The organism is Micromonospora sp. WMMD956 (assembly GCF_029626125.1).
Lineage (GTDB): Bacteria > Actinomycetota > Actinomycetes > Mycobacteriales > Micromonosporaceae > Micromonospora > Micromonospora carbonacea.
This window is the reverse complement of record NZ_JARUBI010000005.1, coordinates 5,835,783-5,850,579: the sequence shown is the minus strand read 5'-3', so window position 1 is coordinate 5,850,579 and position 14,797 is coordinate 5,835,783. Positions and strand designations below refer to the sequence as shown.

At 72.9% G+C, this 14,797-nt stretch carries 12 protein-coding genes; 6 read left to right on the top strand and 6 right to left on the bottom strand.

All coding sequences use genetic code 11. From position 1 onward, the window contains the following. Positions 1-36 precede the first annotated feature (36 nt). The 6 genes from O7628_RS25615 to O7628_RS25590 all read left to right on the top strand — a co-directional run bounded on the left by O7628_RS25615 (position 37) and on the right by O7628_RS25590 (position 7,948). Positions 37-1,563: an alpha-L-fucosidase gene (locus O7628_RS25615; RefSeq protein ID WP_278134386.1), complete on the top strand. Its 1,527-nt coding sequence runs from the start codon at positions 37-39 to the stop codon at positions 1,561-1,563. Beyond that, on the top strand, positions 1,560-3,566 hold the full coding sequence (locus O7628_RS25610; RefSeq protein WP_278134384.1) for a beta-galactosidase: 2,007 nt from the start codon (positions 1,560-1,562) through the stop codon (positions 3,564-3,566). Before O7628_RS25615 ends, O7628_RS25610 begins: the two co-directional genes overlap by 4 nt. Before the next feature lie 339 nt (positions 3,567-3,905). After that, on the top strand, positions 3,906-5,558 hold the full coding sequence (locus O7628_RS25605) for a ricin-type beta-trefoil lectin domain protein (protein WP_278134382.1): 1,653 nt from the start codon (positions 3,906-3,908) through the stop codon (positions 5,556-5,558). 106 nt (positions 5,559-5,664) lie between these two features. Then, positions 5,665-6,090 carry a phosphotransferase gene (locus tag O7628_RS25600; protein WP_347405217.1) on the top strand — a complete coding sequence of 142 codons (426 nt, stop codon included), beginning with the start codon at positions 5,665-5,667 and terminating at the stop codon, positions 6,088-6,090. 430 nt (positions 6,091-6,520) lie between these two features. Beyond that, entirely contained in the window at positions 6,521-7,618 is a 1,098-nt protein-coding gene (locus O7628_RS25595) for a sporulation protein (RefSeq protein ID WP_278136403.1), read from the top strand. A 105-nt stretch (positions 7,619-7,723) separates the two neighbouring features. After that, a complete protein-coding gene (locus tag O7628_RS25590) occupies positions 7,724-7,948 on the top strand; it encodes a hypothetical protein (protein WP_077937497.1) in 225 nt (74 codons plus the stop codon). Positions 7,949-8,033: 85 nt separating this feature from the next. On the opposite strand, the gene O7628_RS25585 is transcribed toward O7628_RS25590, so the two are convergent. The 6 genes from O7628_RS25585 to O7628_RS25560 all read right to left on the bottom strand — a co-directional run bounded on the left by O7628_RS25585 (position 8,034) and on the right by O7628_RS25560 (position 14,793). After that, complete coding sequence (locus tag O7628_RS25585) at positions 8,034-8,636, bottom strand: response regulator transcription factor (RefSeq protein WP_178064460.1); 603 nt, start codon at positions 8,634-8,636, stop codon at positions 8,034-8,036. Next, entirely contained in the window at positions 8,633-9,865 is a 1,233-nt protein-coding gene (locus O7628_RS25580; RefSeq protein ID WP_278134378.1) for a histidine kinase, read from the bottom strand. Before O7628_RS25580 ends, O7628_RS25585 begins: the two co-directional genes overlap by 4 nt. Before the next feature lie 34 nt (positions 9,866-9,899). Further along, positions 9,900-10,844, bottom strand: coding sequence for an alpha/beta hydrolase (locus tag O7628_RS25575; RefSeq protein ID WP_278134376.1), 945 nt, complete (start codon positions 10,842-10,844; stop codon positions 9,900-9,902). Between the two features lie 231 nt (positions 10,845-11,075). Continuing rightward, a complete protein-coding gene (locus O7628_RS25570; RefSeq protein WP_043963153.1) occupies positions 11,076-11,990 on the bottom strand; it encodes an ABC transporter permease in 915 nt (304 codons plus the stop codon). After that, positions 11,987-13,204: an ABC transporter permease gene (locus tag O7628_RS25565; RefSeq protein ID WP_278134373.1), complete on the bottom strand. Its 1,218-nt coding sequence runs from the start codon at positions 13,202-13,204 to the stop codon at positions 11,987-11,989. Before O7628_RS25565 ends, O7628_RS25570 begins: the two co-directional genes overlap by 4 nt. Further along, a complete protein-coding gene (locus tag O7628_RS25560; protein ID WP_278134371.1) occupies positions 13,204-14,793 on the bottom strand; it encodes an ABC transporter ATP-binding protein in 1,590 nt (529 codons plus the stop codon). The genes O7628_RS25565 and O7628_RS25560 overlap by 1 nt, the downstream gene beginning before the upstream one ends. Positions 14,794-14,797 lie beyond the last annotated feature (4 nt).

The window sequence follows — 14,797 nt, the reverse complement described above, 5'->3', positions numbered from 1 at the left end:
GGACGGTATCGGCCCCGGCACGGACGGGACGTTCGGATGACCCCTGCCCCCACTCCGCCGCGTCGCGCGCCGGGTTCCGCCGACGAGATCGAGGCGTTGACCGCCGTGCGTCCCAGCGCGCGGCAGGTGGCGTGGCAGTCGATGGAGTTCTACGCCTTCGTCCACTTCGGCATGAACACGATGACCGACCGCGAGTGGGGCCTCGGCGACGAGGACCCGGCCCTGTTCGATCCGGCCGCGCTCGACATCGACCAGTGGATGACGGCGTTCGCGGCGGCGGAGATGACCGGTGTGATCCTCACCGCCAAGCACCACGACGGCTTCTGCCTGTGGCCCTCGCGGGTCACGACGCGCTCCGTCGCCGCCTCGCCGTGGCGCGACGGGCGGGGCGACCTCGTGCGGCTCGTGGCGGATGCGGCGCGGCGGCACGGTCTGCGGTTCGGCGTCTACCTCTCGCCCTGGGACCGCGGCGAGGCCACGTACGGCTCGGGGAAGGCGTACGACGATTTCTTCGTCGCCCAGTTGGAGGAGTTGCTGTCGGGCTACGGCGAGGTCTTCTCGGTGTGGTTCGACGGCGCCAACGGGAACGGCCCCGACGGCCCGCACCAGGACTACGACTGGGAGCGGTACTACGCCGTCGTCCGGCGGCGGCAACCCGGCGCGGTGATCTCGGTCTGCGGGCCGGACGTGCGGTGGTGCGGCAACGAGGCCGGGCACACCCGGGCGGACGAGTGGAGCGTCGTGCCCGCCGGGCTGCGCGACGCCGAGCGCATCGCCGAGGGCTCCCAGCACGTCGACGACGGCGTCTTCTCCCGCCTCGTGCGCAGCGACGGGGAGGACCTGGGCAGCCGGGCGGCTCTCGCGGGCCGGCTCGACGATCTCGTGTGGTATCCGGCCGAGGTCAACACGTCCATCCGGCCGGGGTGGTTCCACCACCGGCGCGAGGACGACGCGGTCCGCTGCGCCGACGAGCTGTTCGCGCTGTGGTGCGCGGCCGTCGGCGGCAACGCCTGCCTGCTGCTCAACGTGCCGCCCGACTCCCGTGGCCTCGTGGCCGACCCCGACGTGGCGGCCCTGACGGGCCTGGGCGAGCGCATCCGCGCGTTCCGGGGCGCGGTGCTGGCGGCCGACGTCGTGCTGTCCTCCGGGGCGGTGCGTCCGGCCGCCGGCGGGTCGGCGGGCGACCCGGCCGCGCTCGCGCGACTGGCGGCGGGCGCGGCGGAGAGCTGCGTGTGGCGACCGGCGGCGTCCGACGGGCTGCCGGCCGTCTCGGTCGTCCTGCCCGCCCCCACCGAGGTCGCCGCCGTGGTCGTCGGCGAGGACATCACGTACGGGCAGCGGCTGGAACGGATCGTCGTGACCGCCGTGGCCGACGGGCGCGAGGAGGTGCTGGCCGAGGCGGGTGCGGTCGGCTACCGGCGCATCCTGCACTTCGCCCCGCGCGTCGTGAGCGAGGTGCGGGTGCGGATCGAGGCGTCCAGGGGCCTGCCGGCGATCCGCACGGTCGCGGTGGTCGCGGCGGGCGGCGGGTGGCTGCCACGAGACCGAGGAGTCGCCGGATGAGCTGGTCCCACGTCGACGACGCCTGGCCCACGCGGGGCCTGAGCTACGGGGCCGACTACAACCCCGAGCAGTGGGACAGGGCGACCTGGGCCGAGGACGTGCGGCTGATGACGCGGGCCGGCGTCAACCTCGTCTCGCTCGGCATCTTCTCCTGGGGGCTGGTCGAGGTCGCGGACGGGGAGTTCGACTGGGGCTGGCTGGACGAGGTGGTCGATCTCCTGGCCGAGGGTGGCATCGCCATCGACCTCGCCACGCCGACCGCCGCGCCCCCGGGCTGGCTGCTGGCGGCGCACCCCGAGATCCGCCCCGTCGACCACGAGATGCGGCCGCACTGGCCCGGCGCGCGCCTCGGCTGGTGCCCGAGCAGCCCGGTCTTCCGGGAGTACGCGCTGCGCGTCGTCCGCGCCCTCGCCGACCGCTACGGGCACCGGGACCACGTCGTGATGTGGCACGTCAGCAACGAGCTGGGCGGCGGCAACGGCCGCTGCTACTGCGACGTGTCGGCGGAGGCGTTCCGCGGCTGGCTCCGGCGCAGGTACGGCACGCTCGACGCGCTGAACGACGCGTGGGGCGCCGCCTTCTGGGGCCACACGTACCGCGACTTCGCCCATGTCCTTCCGCCGCGCGGCAACAACGCGAAGAACCCCTCGCTGGTGCTCGACTTCGACCGCTTCTCCTCCGACGAGCTGCTGGCGCACTATCTCGCCGAGCGCGGGGTGCTCAAGGCCGTCACCCCGCAGCTTCCCGTCACCACGAACTTCATGGTGGGCGCCGAGCCCGACATCGTGGACTACCCGCGCTGGGCGGCGCACATGGACATCGTCGCCAACGACCACTACACCCGCTCCGCCGACCCAGTCCCTGAGCAGGACGTCGCCTTCTCCGGCGACCGGATGCGGGCGATGACGACGCAGCGCCGGCCGTGGCTGCTCATGGAGCACTCGACCAGCGCGGTGAGCTGGCAGCCGCGCAACCGGGCCAAGACGCGGGGGGAGCTGATCCGCAACAGCCTGAGCCACGTGGGCCACGGCGCCGACGGCGTGATGTTCTTCCAGTGGCGCGCCTCGCGGGCCGGCGCGGAGCAGTTCCACTCGGCGATGGTCCCGCACGCCGGCGAGGACACCGAGCTCTACCGCGACGTGTGCCGGCTGGGCGCGTACCTGCGCAGTCTCGCCCCGGTCCTGGGCTCGCGCGCTCCCCGGGCCCGGGTCGGCATCCTCTTCGACGACGAGGCGGGCTGGGCGATGGCGAAGGGGGTCAAGCCGAACAACCACCTCGACTACGGCCGCCTCGTCCGCGACTGGCACCACGCGTTCTGGCGGCTGAACGCGAGCATCGAGGTGCTCCCGCCGTGGGCCGACCTCGCCGGCCACGAGGTCGTGGTGGTGCCGGCGCTCTTCCTGACCGGCGACGACACGGCGGCGCGGGTGGCCGCCTTCGCCGGGGCGGGCGGCACGGTCGTGGTGAGCTTCCTGTCGGGGATCGTGGACGAGAACGACCAGGTGCGGCTGGGCGGCTACCCGGGCGCGTTCCGTGACCTCCTCGGTGTCCGGTGTGAGGAGTTCCGTCCGTTGCAGGAGGGCGAGACGTTCACCCTCGACAACGGCTGGCGCGGCACGGAGTGGACGGAGCTCCTCCGGGTCGGCGAGGCGGAGGTGCTGGCCGGATACTCCGGGGGGCAGCTCGACGGCCGTCCCGCGGTCACGTCGCGTCCGCTGCCGGGCGGGGGCCGCGCCGTGTACGTCTCCGCCGGCCTCGACGGCGACTCGCTGCTCGCCCTCGCGCGGTCGTTGGTGGCCGCCCCCACCGGCGTGCCGGCCGGGGTGGAGGTGTTGGTGCGCCGCAACGACGAGGAGGTCTTCACCTTCTTCGTCAACCACGCCGACACGGATGCCGTCGTCACGGCCACGGGCCGGGAGATGCTCACCGACCGACCCGTCGACGGAGAGCTGCACCTGCCGGCCGGCGAGGTGCGGGTGGTCAGCTCGGCCCGCCTGGGCTGACGACCGGGAACGGAACGTGGCTTCATTGGCGGCAGACGATCGACAACAGCTCCTTTGCTTGCCCGTGTGAGCGGTCACATGTTAACTTTCCCGAGGAGCTACCGGGCTGCTCCAACCAGCTTATCGGGATCCCCGCCGGCCTCGGAGCGATGCGCATTACCGCATCGAGCCGCGGCCATTCGGAAATTCCGTGCAGCGCTGAAGACAGGTCGCATTACCGCCCCGTAATCGCAGGTGACCGCCACCAAGATGTCACCAGTGCACACCCCATGCCTGCCGAATGGCCCATCAATTGGCAGGCGGCACGACGACGTCCACCGTCCCGAAGATGGAGAGTCAATGCGCGCACGTACGAGATGGTTCGCCGCCCTTGGCGTCGCACTCCTGGGAGCAGTCGGATTGACCGTGGTCGACACGGTTGCCGCCCCGCAACCAGCTCAGGCATTGGAGAACGGGGTGGGCCGCACCCCGCCGATGGGCTGGAACAGCTGGAACACCTTCTACTGCAACATCAACGAGACGCTGATCCGGCAGATGGCCGACGCCATCGTCAGCACCGGGATGCGGGACGCCGGCTACCAGTACGTCGTCGTCGACGACTGCTGGATGAACCCCAACCGCGACTCGGCCGGCAACCTCCAGGGCGACCCGACGCGGTTCCCCAGCGGCATGAAGGCCCTGGGTGACTACATCCACAGCAAGGGCCTCAAGTTCGGCATCTACCAGGCCCCGCTGGACAAGACCTGCGCCCAGTACTTCAACTCCTACCCCGGGGCCACCGGCGCGATGGGCCACGAGGCCCAGGACGCCCGCCAGTTCGCCGCCTGGGGCGTCGACTATCTCAAGTACGACTGGTGCTCCCCCACCGGCACCATCACCGAGCAGGTCAACCGGTTCGCCATCATGCGCGACGCGCTCGCCGCCACCGGTCGCCCGATCCTCTACAGCATCAACTCGAACAGCATCCACGAGAAGACCGGTCCCATGCGCAACTGGGGCGACGTCGCCAACATCTGGCGCACCACCGAGGACATCACCAACGCCTGGGACACCGGCCAGACCAACGGCTACCCGATGGGCATCCAGAACATCATCAACGTCACCGTGCCGCTGGCGGGTTACGCGCGTCCGGGCGCGTTCAACGACCCCGACATGATGGAGGTCGGCCGGGGCGGCATGAACGACACCGAGATGCGCAGCCACTTCGCGATGTGGGCGATGATGGCCTCGCCGCTGATCGCCGGCAACGACATCCGCAACATGAACAGCGCCACGCAGACCATCCTCAAGAACGCCAACCTCATCGCGATCAACCAGGACACCCTCGGCCTCCAGGCCACCCAGGTCTCCAACGACGGCACCCGCCGGGTGCTCGCCAAGCGGCTCGCCAACGGCGACGTGGCCGTCGCCCTGTTCAACCAGGGCGGCTCCACCACCACCATCTCCACCACCGCCGCCGCGATCGGCAAGTCCGGCTCCTCGTTCACCCTGCGCGACGCCTGGACGAACGGCACCTCCACCACCACGGGCGCCATCTCGGCCAGCGTCCCGGCCCACGGCACGGTCGTCTACCGGGTCAGCGGCGGCGGCACCACCACCCCGCCGCCCACCACCACGTTCCGGCTGCGCAGCGAGTCCAGCGGCCGGTGCCTGGACGTCGACAACGGCAACACGGCCAACGGCACGGGCACGCTGATCTGGGACTGCCACAGCAACGCCAACCAGCAGTTCACCCAGTCCGGCCAGGCCCTCCAGGTCCTCGGCAAGTGCCTGGAGCTGCCCACGAACGCCGTCGCCGGCACCCGCGCCCAGATCTGGGACTGCACCGGCGGCACCAACCAGCAGTGGACCTTCAACGGCAACGGCACCATCAGCAACGTGCGGTTCCCGTCGCTCTGCCTGGACGTCAACAACTCCGGCACGGCCAACGGCACCACCGTGCTCGCCTGGACCTGCCACACCGCCGCCAACCAGCGGTGGAGCCGGGCCTGACCTGACACACCACGCTCGACCGGGCGCCCCGGCCGCCGCCGTCAGCAGACGGTCCGGCAGCCGGGGCGCCCGCCTTTCCGTACGGGGATTTGGCACACTGGGCCGCATGACCGGATCGCAGGCGCCGGTGGTGGAGATGCTGTGGGAGGCGCGCGATCCGCACCGCGTGCTCGACGGAAGGTTCGGTTTCGGCGACGCGCGATCGGCGGGCCGCTGGGTCGCCGACGTCCTGTGTGCCGACGGCGAGATCACGGCGGTCCTCGACTTCGAGGAAGCCCGGCACGGCCACCGGCTCGTCGACCTGGCCCGCGCGACGGTCCTGCTCGGCACCCGCTACCACGACTGGGGGCCGGTGCCGCCTGAGGTCCAGGCCCGGTTCCTCGCCGGCTACCAGGCCGTGCGCCCGCTGACCCCGGCGGAGTCGGGCTGGTGGGACATCCTGCTGCTCTGGCAGGCCCTCGCGATGGTGCCGCCCGGCGAGGACCCGACGGGGTGGGGACCGTCCGCGCTGAGCCGGCTGCCGCACCCCTGAACACGGTCCGCTCTCGGCGAGCCGGGCCGGATCGGGTGTGGCGCACGATCAGTCGGCCGTGGGGACAAGATCACGCTCGTTCGGGGAAGGAGGGGTGTCGCACCGCGGCAGAGGCCACTCGTTCCAGGATCGGGCACGATCTTCGACGCGGTCACGAATCAACGCTCGGCAGGGGCCGGACGCCGCATGGCAGGGGCTACAGGACCGCCGTCGGAGCAGGCCACACCGACCCCCGCGAACCTACCGAAGGGTAGCCGCACCAGCGCTATCAGCTACCTCTCAGGCTGGGTTGGTACGTTCCCGGCGCAGCGGCTTCCACCATGGACGCCGCTGAATCCGTTGTGGCGCAAGGGTTTCCGGTGCAAGTTCCACCGAATCCGGGTGGCGCGCATGGTGACTGTCAAGGGAGACGCTCGGAGTGTTCAAGAAGATGCTAGGCGCGTTCGGGGTGGGTGGCCCCAGCGTCGACACCGTCCTGTCCAACCCGAACACCCGCCCGGGGTTGTTGCTCGGCGGACAGGTGAACCTGACCGGCGGCAGTCACGACGTGGAGATCGACCACATCACCGTCGGCCTGGTCACCCGGGTGGAGGTCGACGGCGCGGAGGAGGAGTACGACGCGCTCGTCGAGTTCCACCGCGTCCAGGTCGCCGGGGGCCTGCACCTGCGGGAGGGGCAGCACCTCTCCCTGCCGTTCCAGGTGGCGATGCCGTGGGAGACCCCGGTGACCAACCTGTACGGGCAGCACCTGCACGGCATGACGATGGGCCTGCGCACCGAGGTGGCCGTCCGCGGCGCGGTCGACAAGGGCGACCTCGACCCGGTGTACGTGCACCCGCTGCCGGCCCAGGAGCGCATCCTGGAGGCGTTCGGCCGGCTCGGCTTCCAGTTCAAGGCCGCCGACCTCGAACGCGGGCACATCTCCGGGCTGCACCAGACGCTGCCCTTCTACCAGGAGATCGAATACTTCGCGGCCCCGCAGTACGCCCACGCCGTCAACGAGGTCGAGCTGACCTTCGTCGCCAACGAGCACGGCGTCGACGTCGTGCTGGAGTTCGACAAGCGCGGCGGCCTGTTCGGTGGCGGCCACGACTCGTACGGCCGCCATCACGTCGCCCACGGCGACGCCGAGCGCGGCGACTGGGCCGCGCAGGTCGACGGCTGGGTCCGCCAGGTGCTCGACGGCCACCGGAGCCTGCACGCCGGCCACGGCTACACCCCGCCGGTCCCGGGCTACGGGGCACCCGGCTACCCGCCGCCGCCCCCGCCGCCCGGCTACGGCGCACCCAGCTACGGCCAGCCCGGCTACGGCGCACCGGGTTACGGGCAGCCCGGCTACGGCGCGCCCGGCTACGGGCACCCCGGGGGCCACCACAAGGACGAGCACCACGAGCGGCACGACGGGCCCGGCATGGGCGGCGTCGTCGCGGGGGTGGTCGGCGGCGCGGCGCTCGGCTTCGCCGGCGGGATGATCGCCGACGAGGTCTTCGGCGACGACGAGGACGAGAGCGGCGACGAGGAGGAGTGAGCCGCCGGCGGTCCCTCGTGGATCCACGCGCCGTTCCATGATCTAATTCGTCAGGTTTGTCCGCATCCAGCCGGATTGTCCGGCCGGAGTTCCGAAGGAGTGTGCATGCCCGTCACCGCCGACCTCACCAAGCTGGTCGACAAGGCCTACCAGGACAAGACCCTCACCGAGATCGTCGACGCCCCGGTGTCCGCCCTCGCCGGGGTCAGCGACGGCGACGCGAAGCTGCTCAAGGACGCCTTCAACATCACCACCGTCGGCGACCTCGGCCGCAACCCCTACTTCCGCACCGCCAACGCCCTGGTCGCGCTGACCGGCACCACGAAGTAGCGCCACGACGGGTGCCCGGCGACCGGGGACGACCCTCGGCGCGCCGGGCACCCGTCCGTCGCGCCGTCGCCCGGGGCCGCCACGCTCAGATCCAGCCCTGCTCCCACGCGGTCGCGGCGGCTGCGCCCTTCGAACCCACGTGCAGCTTCGCCATCGCGGACGAGACGTGGTTGCGGACGGTGCCGTGGGCGAGGCCGAGCTGCCTCGCGATGTGCTTGGTGGGCAGGCCGTCCCGGGTCAGCCTCAGCACGTCGATCTCCCGGGGCGTCAGGGGGCACTCCTGCTCGGTGAGCGCCGACGCCGCGAGGCGCGCGTCGACGTAGCGTTCGCCCGAGGCGACCGACCGAATGATCCTGGCGAGCTCCGCGGCCGGGGTGGACTTCGGCACGAAGCCGCGCACCTGGGCACTCAGCGCGCGCTTCAACGTTCCCGGCCGGGCGTGCCGGGTGACGATCACGACCTGCGTCGCGACGAGCCGCAGCAGTCGTCGGGCGGCGTCGACCCCGTCGAGTCCGGGCATCTCGAGATCGAGCAGGGTCAGGTCGGGTCGGTGGGCGACGGCGGCCGCGACCGCGGCTTCGCCGTCCGCGACGTCCGCGACGACCTCGATGTCGGGTTCGAGGGAGAGCAGCGCCACGAGCGCGCCCCGGATGAGCTCCTCGTCGTCGGCGATCACGATCCGGATCACCGGCGCGTCCCCCTTCGCCCTGCCGGCGGGGCCGGCTCGTCCGGAACGGCCCCGGGCCCCGGCCCGCCGGCGTCCGCCGTGGGCACGCGGACGATCAGCACGAAGGTGTCGTCCTCGTGGGTGGTCTCGACCGTCCCACGCTGGGCGGCGACGCGTTGGGCGAGGCCGACGAGGCCCGTGCCGTCGCGTGCGTCCGGACGCGCCACGCCCGCGCCGTCGTTGGTGACGGTCAGCCGGTACTCCGCCGCGACGCGGACCAGCTCCATCGTGGCCTCGGTCGCCCGGCTGTGCCGCAGCACGTTGGTCACCGCCTCCCGGATCGCGACGGCGAAGATCGCGCCGAGCGCCACGGGCAGGTCCGCCGCCTCGACGCGCGCCGCGCACCGGATGCCGGCGGAGCGCAGCACCGCCGCCGCGTTGCGCGCCTCCGCCGCCACGGTGACGGTGCGGTAGTCGTTCACCACGGCGCGGGTGTCGTCGAGGGCCACCTGCGCGATCCGGCGGATCTCGGCGAGCTCCCGCCCGGCCCGCTCGGGCTGACCGGGCAGGAGGCGCTCCGCCAGCTCGCTCTTCAACGCGATCACCTGGAGGTGGTGGCCCTGGATGTCGTGCAGGTCGGCCGCGAACCGGAGCCGCTCCCGCGTCACCGCCAGGTCGGCTGCGAGCCGGCGGGCGTGCTCCAGTCGCAGCACCACCTGAAGCATCCAGACCGCGCTCAGCGGCAGCAGCGTGTACAACGCGAGGGTGCCGATCACGACGGCGTCCCCGCCCGCACCGGCGCGCGACGGCACGGCGGCGGCGCGCGACGATGCCTGCACGCCGGCGAGGCCGCCGAGACCGATCACCGCCCAGCAGCCGAGGATCACCGCCGCCCGCCACCAGCCGCGGACGAGACAACCGAGCACCCCGCCGGCCATCGCGAGCGTGAAGGCCCAGCCCCAGCCCGCGAACGGCGGCGCGACGGCCAGGGCCCACACCACGCCGGACAGCGCCAGGAGCACGAGGACGAGTGGATGGCGCGGCGTCGCGTCCTCGTGGACCCGGAGCAGCAGGGGGACGGTGGCCAGCCCGGCCAGGACGGCGGCGGCCGTCGCCACCGCGAGGGCGACCGCCCGCGGGCCGGTGGCCACACCCACCCCGAGCAGCACCTGCACCACGCCACCGATCAGCAGCCCCAGCCCCAGCGAGAGCGCGGTCGACAGGCGCACCGCCCTGAGGTCTGCGGTCACTCGCGGCGCACCCTGCCAGGTGTCCGTCACCGGCTCAGCGTAGCGAGGGCACCGTCAGGAACGCCCTGGTCTCCCGCGCGATCTCCGCCGACCGGGTGTGGTGCAGGTAGTGGTCGCCCTCCAGGGTGACGACCCGGCCGGTGTCGACGCTCGCCGCCTGCCGCTCGTGGAGCGCGACCCAGCCCGGCACGTCGTGGTCGTCCGACCGCACGAACAACAGCACCGGCAGCCCCTTCGGGAAGGTGGTCCCTTCGACGGCGGCGAAGTTCGACGGGACGTGCTCCATCTCGTCCACCATCGTCGGCGCCGCCGCGTTCCTCCTGCCGAGCAGCCTGAGCTGTTCCCTAGTCCGCTCGTCGTAGGGCAGGCCCGCGTAGGGATCGGCGGCGATCGCGCCGAGCACGCGGGTGACGCCGAGCCTGCTGAGGGCCACGATCAGCCCGGTCGGGATCGGCTCGTCCGAGCCGGGCTGGCCGGGCACGCTGCTGTCGATGCCGACGAAGGCGACGAGTTCGTCGGCGTAGGTGGCGCTGTAGGTCAGCGCGTAGACCCCGGCGATCGAGTGGCCCATCAGCACGTAGCGGTCGATGCCGAGGTGCTGGAGCGCCTCGTGCACCTCCCGGCTGATGTTCGCGGCGGTGCGTTCGGTGTCGGCGGGGTCGCTCAGGCCGGTGCCGAAGGGCTCGACCGCGACGACGCGGTAGCTGTCCCGGAGTTGCGCGATCAGCGGCTGGAAGTCGAGCGCGGGGGCCGCGGTGCCGAGGCCGGGCAGGAGCACGATCGTCTCGGCGCCGGCACCGCTGACCACCACGTTCATCCGCTTGCCGGCCACGGGCACGAGCTGCCCGTAAGGGGTGATGGCGGCGGCCTCCCGGTGCGTCGCCACCACGTTCACCACCGAGGTCGCCGCGAGCAGGAGCACCGGGATCGCGGCCAGGACGCCGAGGGTGGTGAGGACGGCTCGCACGGGCTTGCGCATGGCTTCTCGTTTCGGATCGGCGGAGCATCCAGGTCGCTCCCGTGATGCACGACCAGCCAATCAAGCGCCCGTACGCCGCGTAAGTGACCCGCTGTCACGGCCGACCGTGACAAAACGTCATGGCCCGCCCGCCTCTCCCCCGCGCGGACGTCGACCCGGGGCCCACGGACGGCGCGGCGGCCGCCCCCGGTCCGGGGGCGGCCGCCGCGCCGCGGGGGTCGGACGCCGGGGTCAGGTGGTGCCGCGTTGGAAGGGCTGGGCCAGCGCCCGGGGTTCGCGGTGCGCGGTGGCGAACACCAGCATCGCCAGCAGCGCCAGCAGGTACGGCGCGGCGATCAGCAGCTGCGAGTTCATGGTGACCCCGAGCGCCGGCAACGCCAGCCGCATCGCGTCGGCGAGGCCGAAGACGACGCAGCCGACCAGCGTGCGGCCGAGCCGCCAGGCGCCGAAGATCACGGCCGCGATCACCAGGTAGCCGCGCCCGGCGGTCATGTTCTGGTTGAACGAGCCGACCTCGCCGACGGCCAGGTACGCGCCGCCGAGCCCGGCGAGCAGCCCGCACCACAGCAGCGCCTGCCGGCGGCGGAGGTTGACGTGGATCCCGCTCACGTCGGCGGCCTGCGGGTTCTCCCCGACGGCCCGCAGCTCCAGCCCCCACCGGCTGCGCTGCACCAGCCACCAGGTCAGCGGGATCACCGCCAGCAGCAGGTACACCGGCCAGCGTTGGACGAACAGCATCGGGCCGACGATCGGGATGTCCCGCAGCACCGGCACGCTCACCTGCCACACCTGGTGCCCGGTGAAGGTGCTCACCGTGATCAGGTAGCTGGTCAGGCCCAGCACGAGGGCGTTGAGGACCAGGCCGACGACGAACGTGTTGATCTGCACCCGGTGCGACAGGTTGCCGTGCACGAACGCCACGGCCACGCCGACGAGCGCGCCGGCGGCCAGGCCGATGGTGGCGCTGCCGGTGGCGCTGGCCACGGCGATCGACCCGAACGCGGCACCGAGCATCATCGCCTCGACGGAGATGTTCAGGGTGCCGGCGCGCTGGGCCACGTACTCGCCGCAGGCGGCGAAGGCCAGGGGGACGGTGAGCCGGGCCCCGCTGGAGAGGATGGTGGCGATGTTGTCGGCGGCGCTCATGCCAGACTGCCTTCCATAGCGTCCTGCTTGCTCACGGCCGGGTCGGTGGCGGGCGTGGTGGTCGCCGGCTCGCCGGCGCGGCGGCGTTTGCGCAGCATGCCGATCACCACCGGCGGCGCGACGAACGCCAGCACCAGCAGCGCCTTGACCACGTCGACGAGGAACGGCGGCACCCCGGTGGCGGCCAGGAAGCTGCCCCCGGCCCGGAGCACGCCGAACAGCACCGCGACCGGGACGGCCAGCAGCGGGTTGTTCCGGGCGACCAGGGCGACCAGCAGGCCGTCCCAGCCGATGTTGAGGGACATGCCGGGCTGGAGCCGGTTGGTGCCGACGGGGCTGGCCAGCAGCAGCGCCCCGGCCAGGCCGGCGAGGCCGCCGGAGATGGCCAGCGCCATCCCGCCGAGGGCGCCGACGCGCACGCCGGCGTGCCGGGCCGCCGCCGGGCTGAGGCCGGTCATCGTGAGCCGGAACCCCCAGCGGGTACGCGCCAGCGCGAGGCTGAACACGACCGCGACGACGATGGCCAGGACGAGCCCGCCGTTGATCTGGAGGTTCGGGTACTCCCCGAGGGAGTCGATCCGGGCGCCCTCGGGCAGCGGGTTGGACTGCGGGGACAGGGTGCCCCGGCCCAGCCGGGACTCCTGGAGCAGCCACGGGGTGTTCACCGCGAACGACACGAGCTGCTGGGCCAGGAAGGTCATCAGCATCGTGCTGACCACGACGTTGACGCCGCGGAAGCGGTACATCAGGGCGCTGAGCCCGGCCCACGCGCCCGCGCCGACTCCCGCGGCGGCGAGCACGCTGACGACGAGCAGCGGTCCGGGCAGCGCCAGGCGCAGCCCGGCCCACGCGCCGAACAGCGCCCCGATCAGCACCTGCCCCTCCTGGCCGATGTTGAAGAAGCCGGAGCGGGCGCTGACGCAGGCGCCGACGGCGACCAGCAGCAGCGGCGCGACGTACAGCAGGGAGGTGCTCCAGGCGGCGGGGCTGGCCATGCTGCCCTGGTACATGGCCTTGGCGGAGGCCGTCGGTGAGCCGCCGGTGACGGCGATCAGCAGGGCGGACAGGGCGAGGGCGACGGCCACGGTGGCCGCCGTGGCGGCGGCCACCTGCCAGCCGCCGACGCCCGGGTTGAGCCGGCGCAGCAGCCGGCGGCCGGTGGCGTCGGGGCCGCTCGGGCCGGCGGGCGGCGCGGCGACGGTGGAGGCGGCCATCAGTGCGCCACCCCGCCGACCAGCATGCCGAGGCGCTCCGCGGTGGCCTCGGCGGTGGGGAGGACCCCGACGATCCGGCCGGAGGAGATCACCGCGATCCGGTCGGCCAGGGCCATCACCTCCTCCAGCTCGGTGGAGATCAGCAACACGGCCACTCCTTCCGCGGCGGCCTGCCGCAGCCGCACGTACATGTCTTCGATCGCGCCGACGTCGAGCCCGTGGGTGGGCTGGGCGGCGACCAGCGCCTTCGGTCCGGCGGACAGCTCCCGGGCCAGCACCACCCGCTGCTGGTTGCCGCCGGAGAGGCTGCGCAGCGGGGTGTCCGGCGAGGGGGCCACGATGTTGAACTCGGCCATCTGCCGGCGGGCGATGCGGTGCATCCGCCGCCGGCTGAGCACCCCACGCGTGCAGACCCCGGCGAGGGACTTCATGACGAGGTTCTCCGCCACGCTCATGTCGAGCACCACCCCGGAGTGGTGCCGGTCCTCGGGGACGATGCCGAGGCCGGCCTCGTGCAGCGTGCCCGGCCGGGCCAGCTCGACGGGGCGGCCGCCGACCTCGACGGCGCCCTCGTCGGGGACCAGCAGCCCGGACAGCAGCTCGCCGAGGGTGGCCTGGCCGTTGCCCTCGACCCCGTACAGGCCGACGATCTCGCCGGGGGCGACGTCGAGGTGCAGGTCGTCGAGGACGGGCAGGCCGCCGACGCGCAGGGTCACCCCGCGCAGCCGCAGCGCGGCCGGCGTGGTGGGGTCCGCCGCCGGGGCCGCCCCGGCGGGGTCGGTGGACGGCGGCGCGCCGGCCGGGCTCTGGGGCTCGACGGGCAGCAGGCCCAGGGCCGCGCCCTCGGCGCGCAGCGACACGTCGCGGCCGACCATCTGCCGGGCCAGCTCCTGGGCGGTGGTGTCCGCCGTCGTGCCGTGGAACGCCACCGCGCCGCGCCGCAGCACGGTCACCCGGTCGGTGGCGGCCATGATCTCGGCGAGCTTGTGGCTGATCAGGATGACGGCGCGGTTCTCGGCCTGCACGACCCGGCGCAGCACCGTGAACAGCTCGGCCGACTCGGCCTGGGTGAGCACGGAGGTCGGCTCGTCGAGGATCAGCACGGACGGGTCGCGCCGCAGGCACTTGATCAGCTCGACGCGCTGCCGTTCCCCGGCGGAGAGCCGGTCGACCCGGGCGAGCGGGTCGATGGGCAGCCCGTAGCGCTTGGCGACCTGCTCGACCTGGGCGCAGGCCGCCGCCCGGTCGACCCGCCCGGTGTCGCCGAGGATGACGTTCTCCCAGACGGTGAGCGGCTCGATCAGGCTGAAGTGCTGGTGGACCATGCCCAGCCCGAGGTCGGCGGCGACCTGCGGGCTGTCGATCTCGATCGGTTCGGTGCCGCGCAGGATGGTGCCGGTGTCCCGGTGCACCAGCCCGAGCAGGATCTTCATCAGGGTCGACTTCCCGGCCCCGTTCTCGCCGAGGAGGCCGTGGATCTCGCCGGGCCGTACGGCGAGATCCACGGCGTCGCAGGCGACAACCGGACCGTAACGCTTGCTGACCCCGCGCAGGGTGAGAGCCGGCGTCAGCTGGTCGTCAACGTTCACAGTC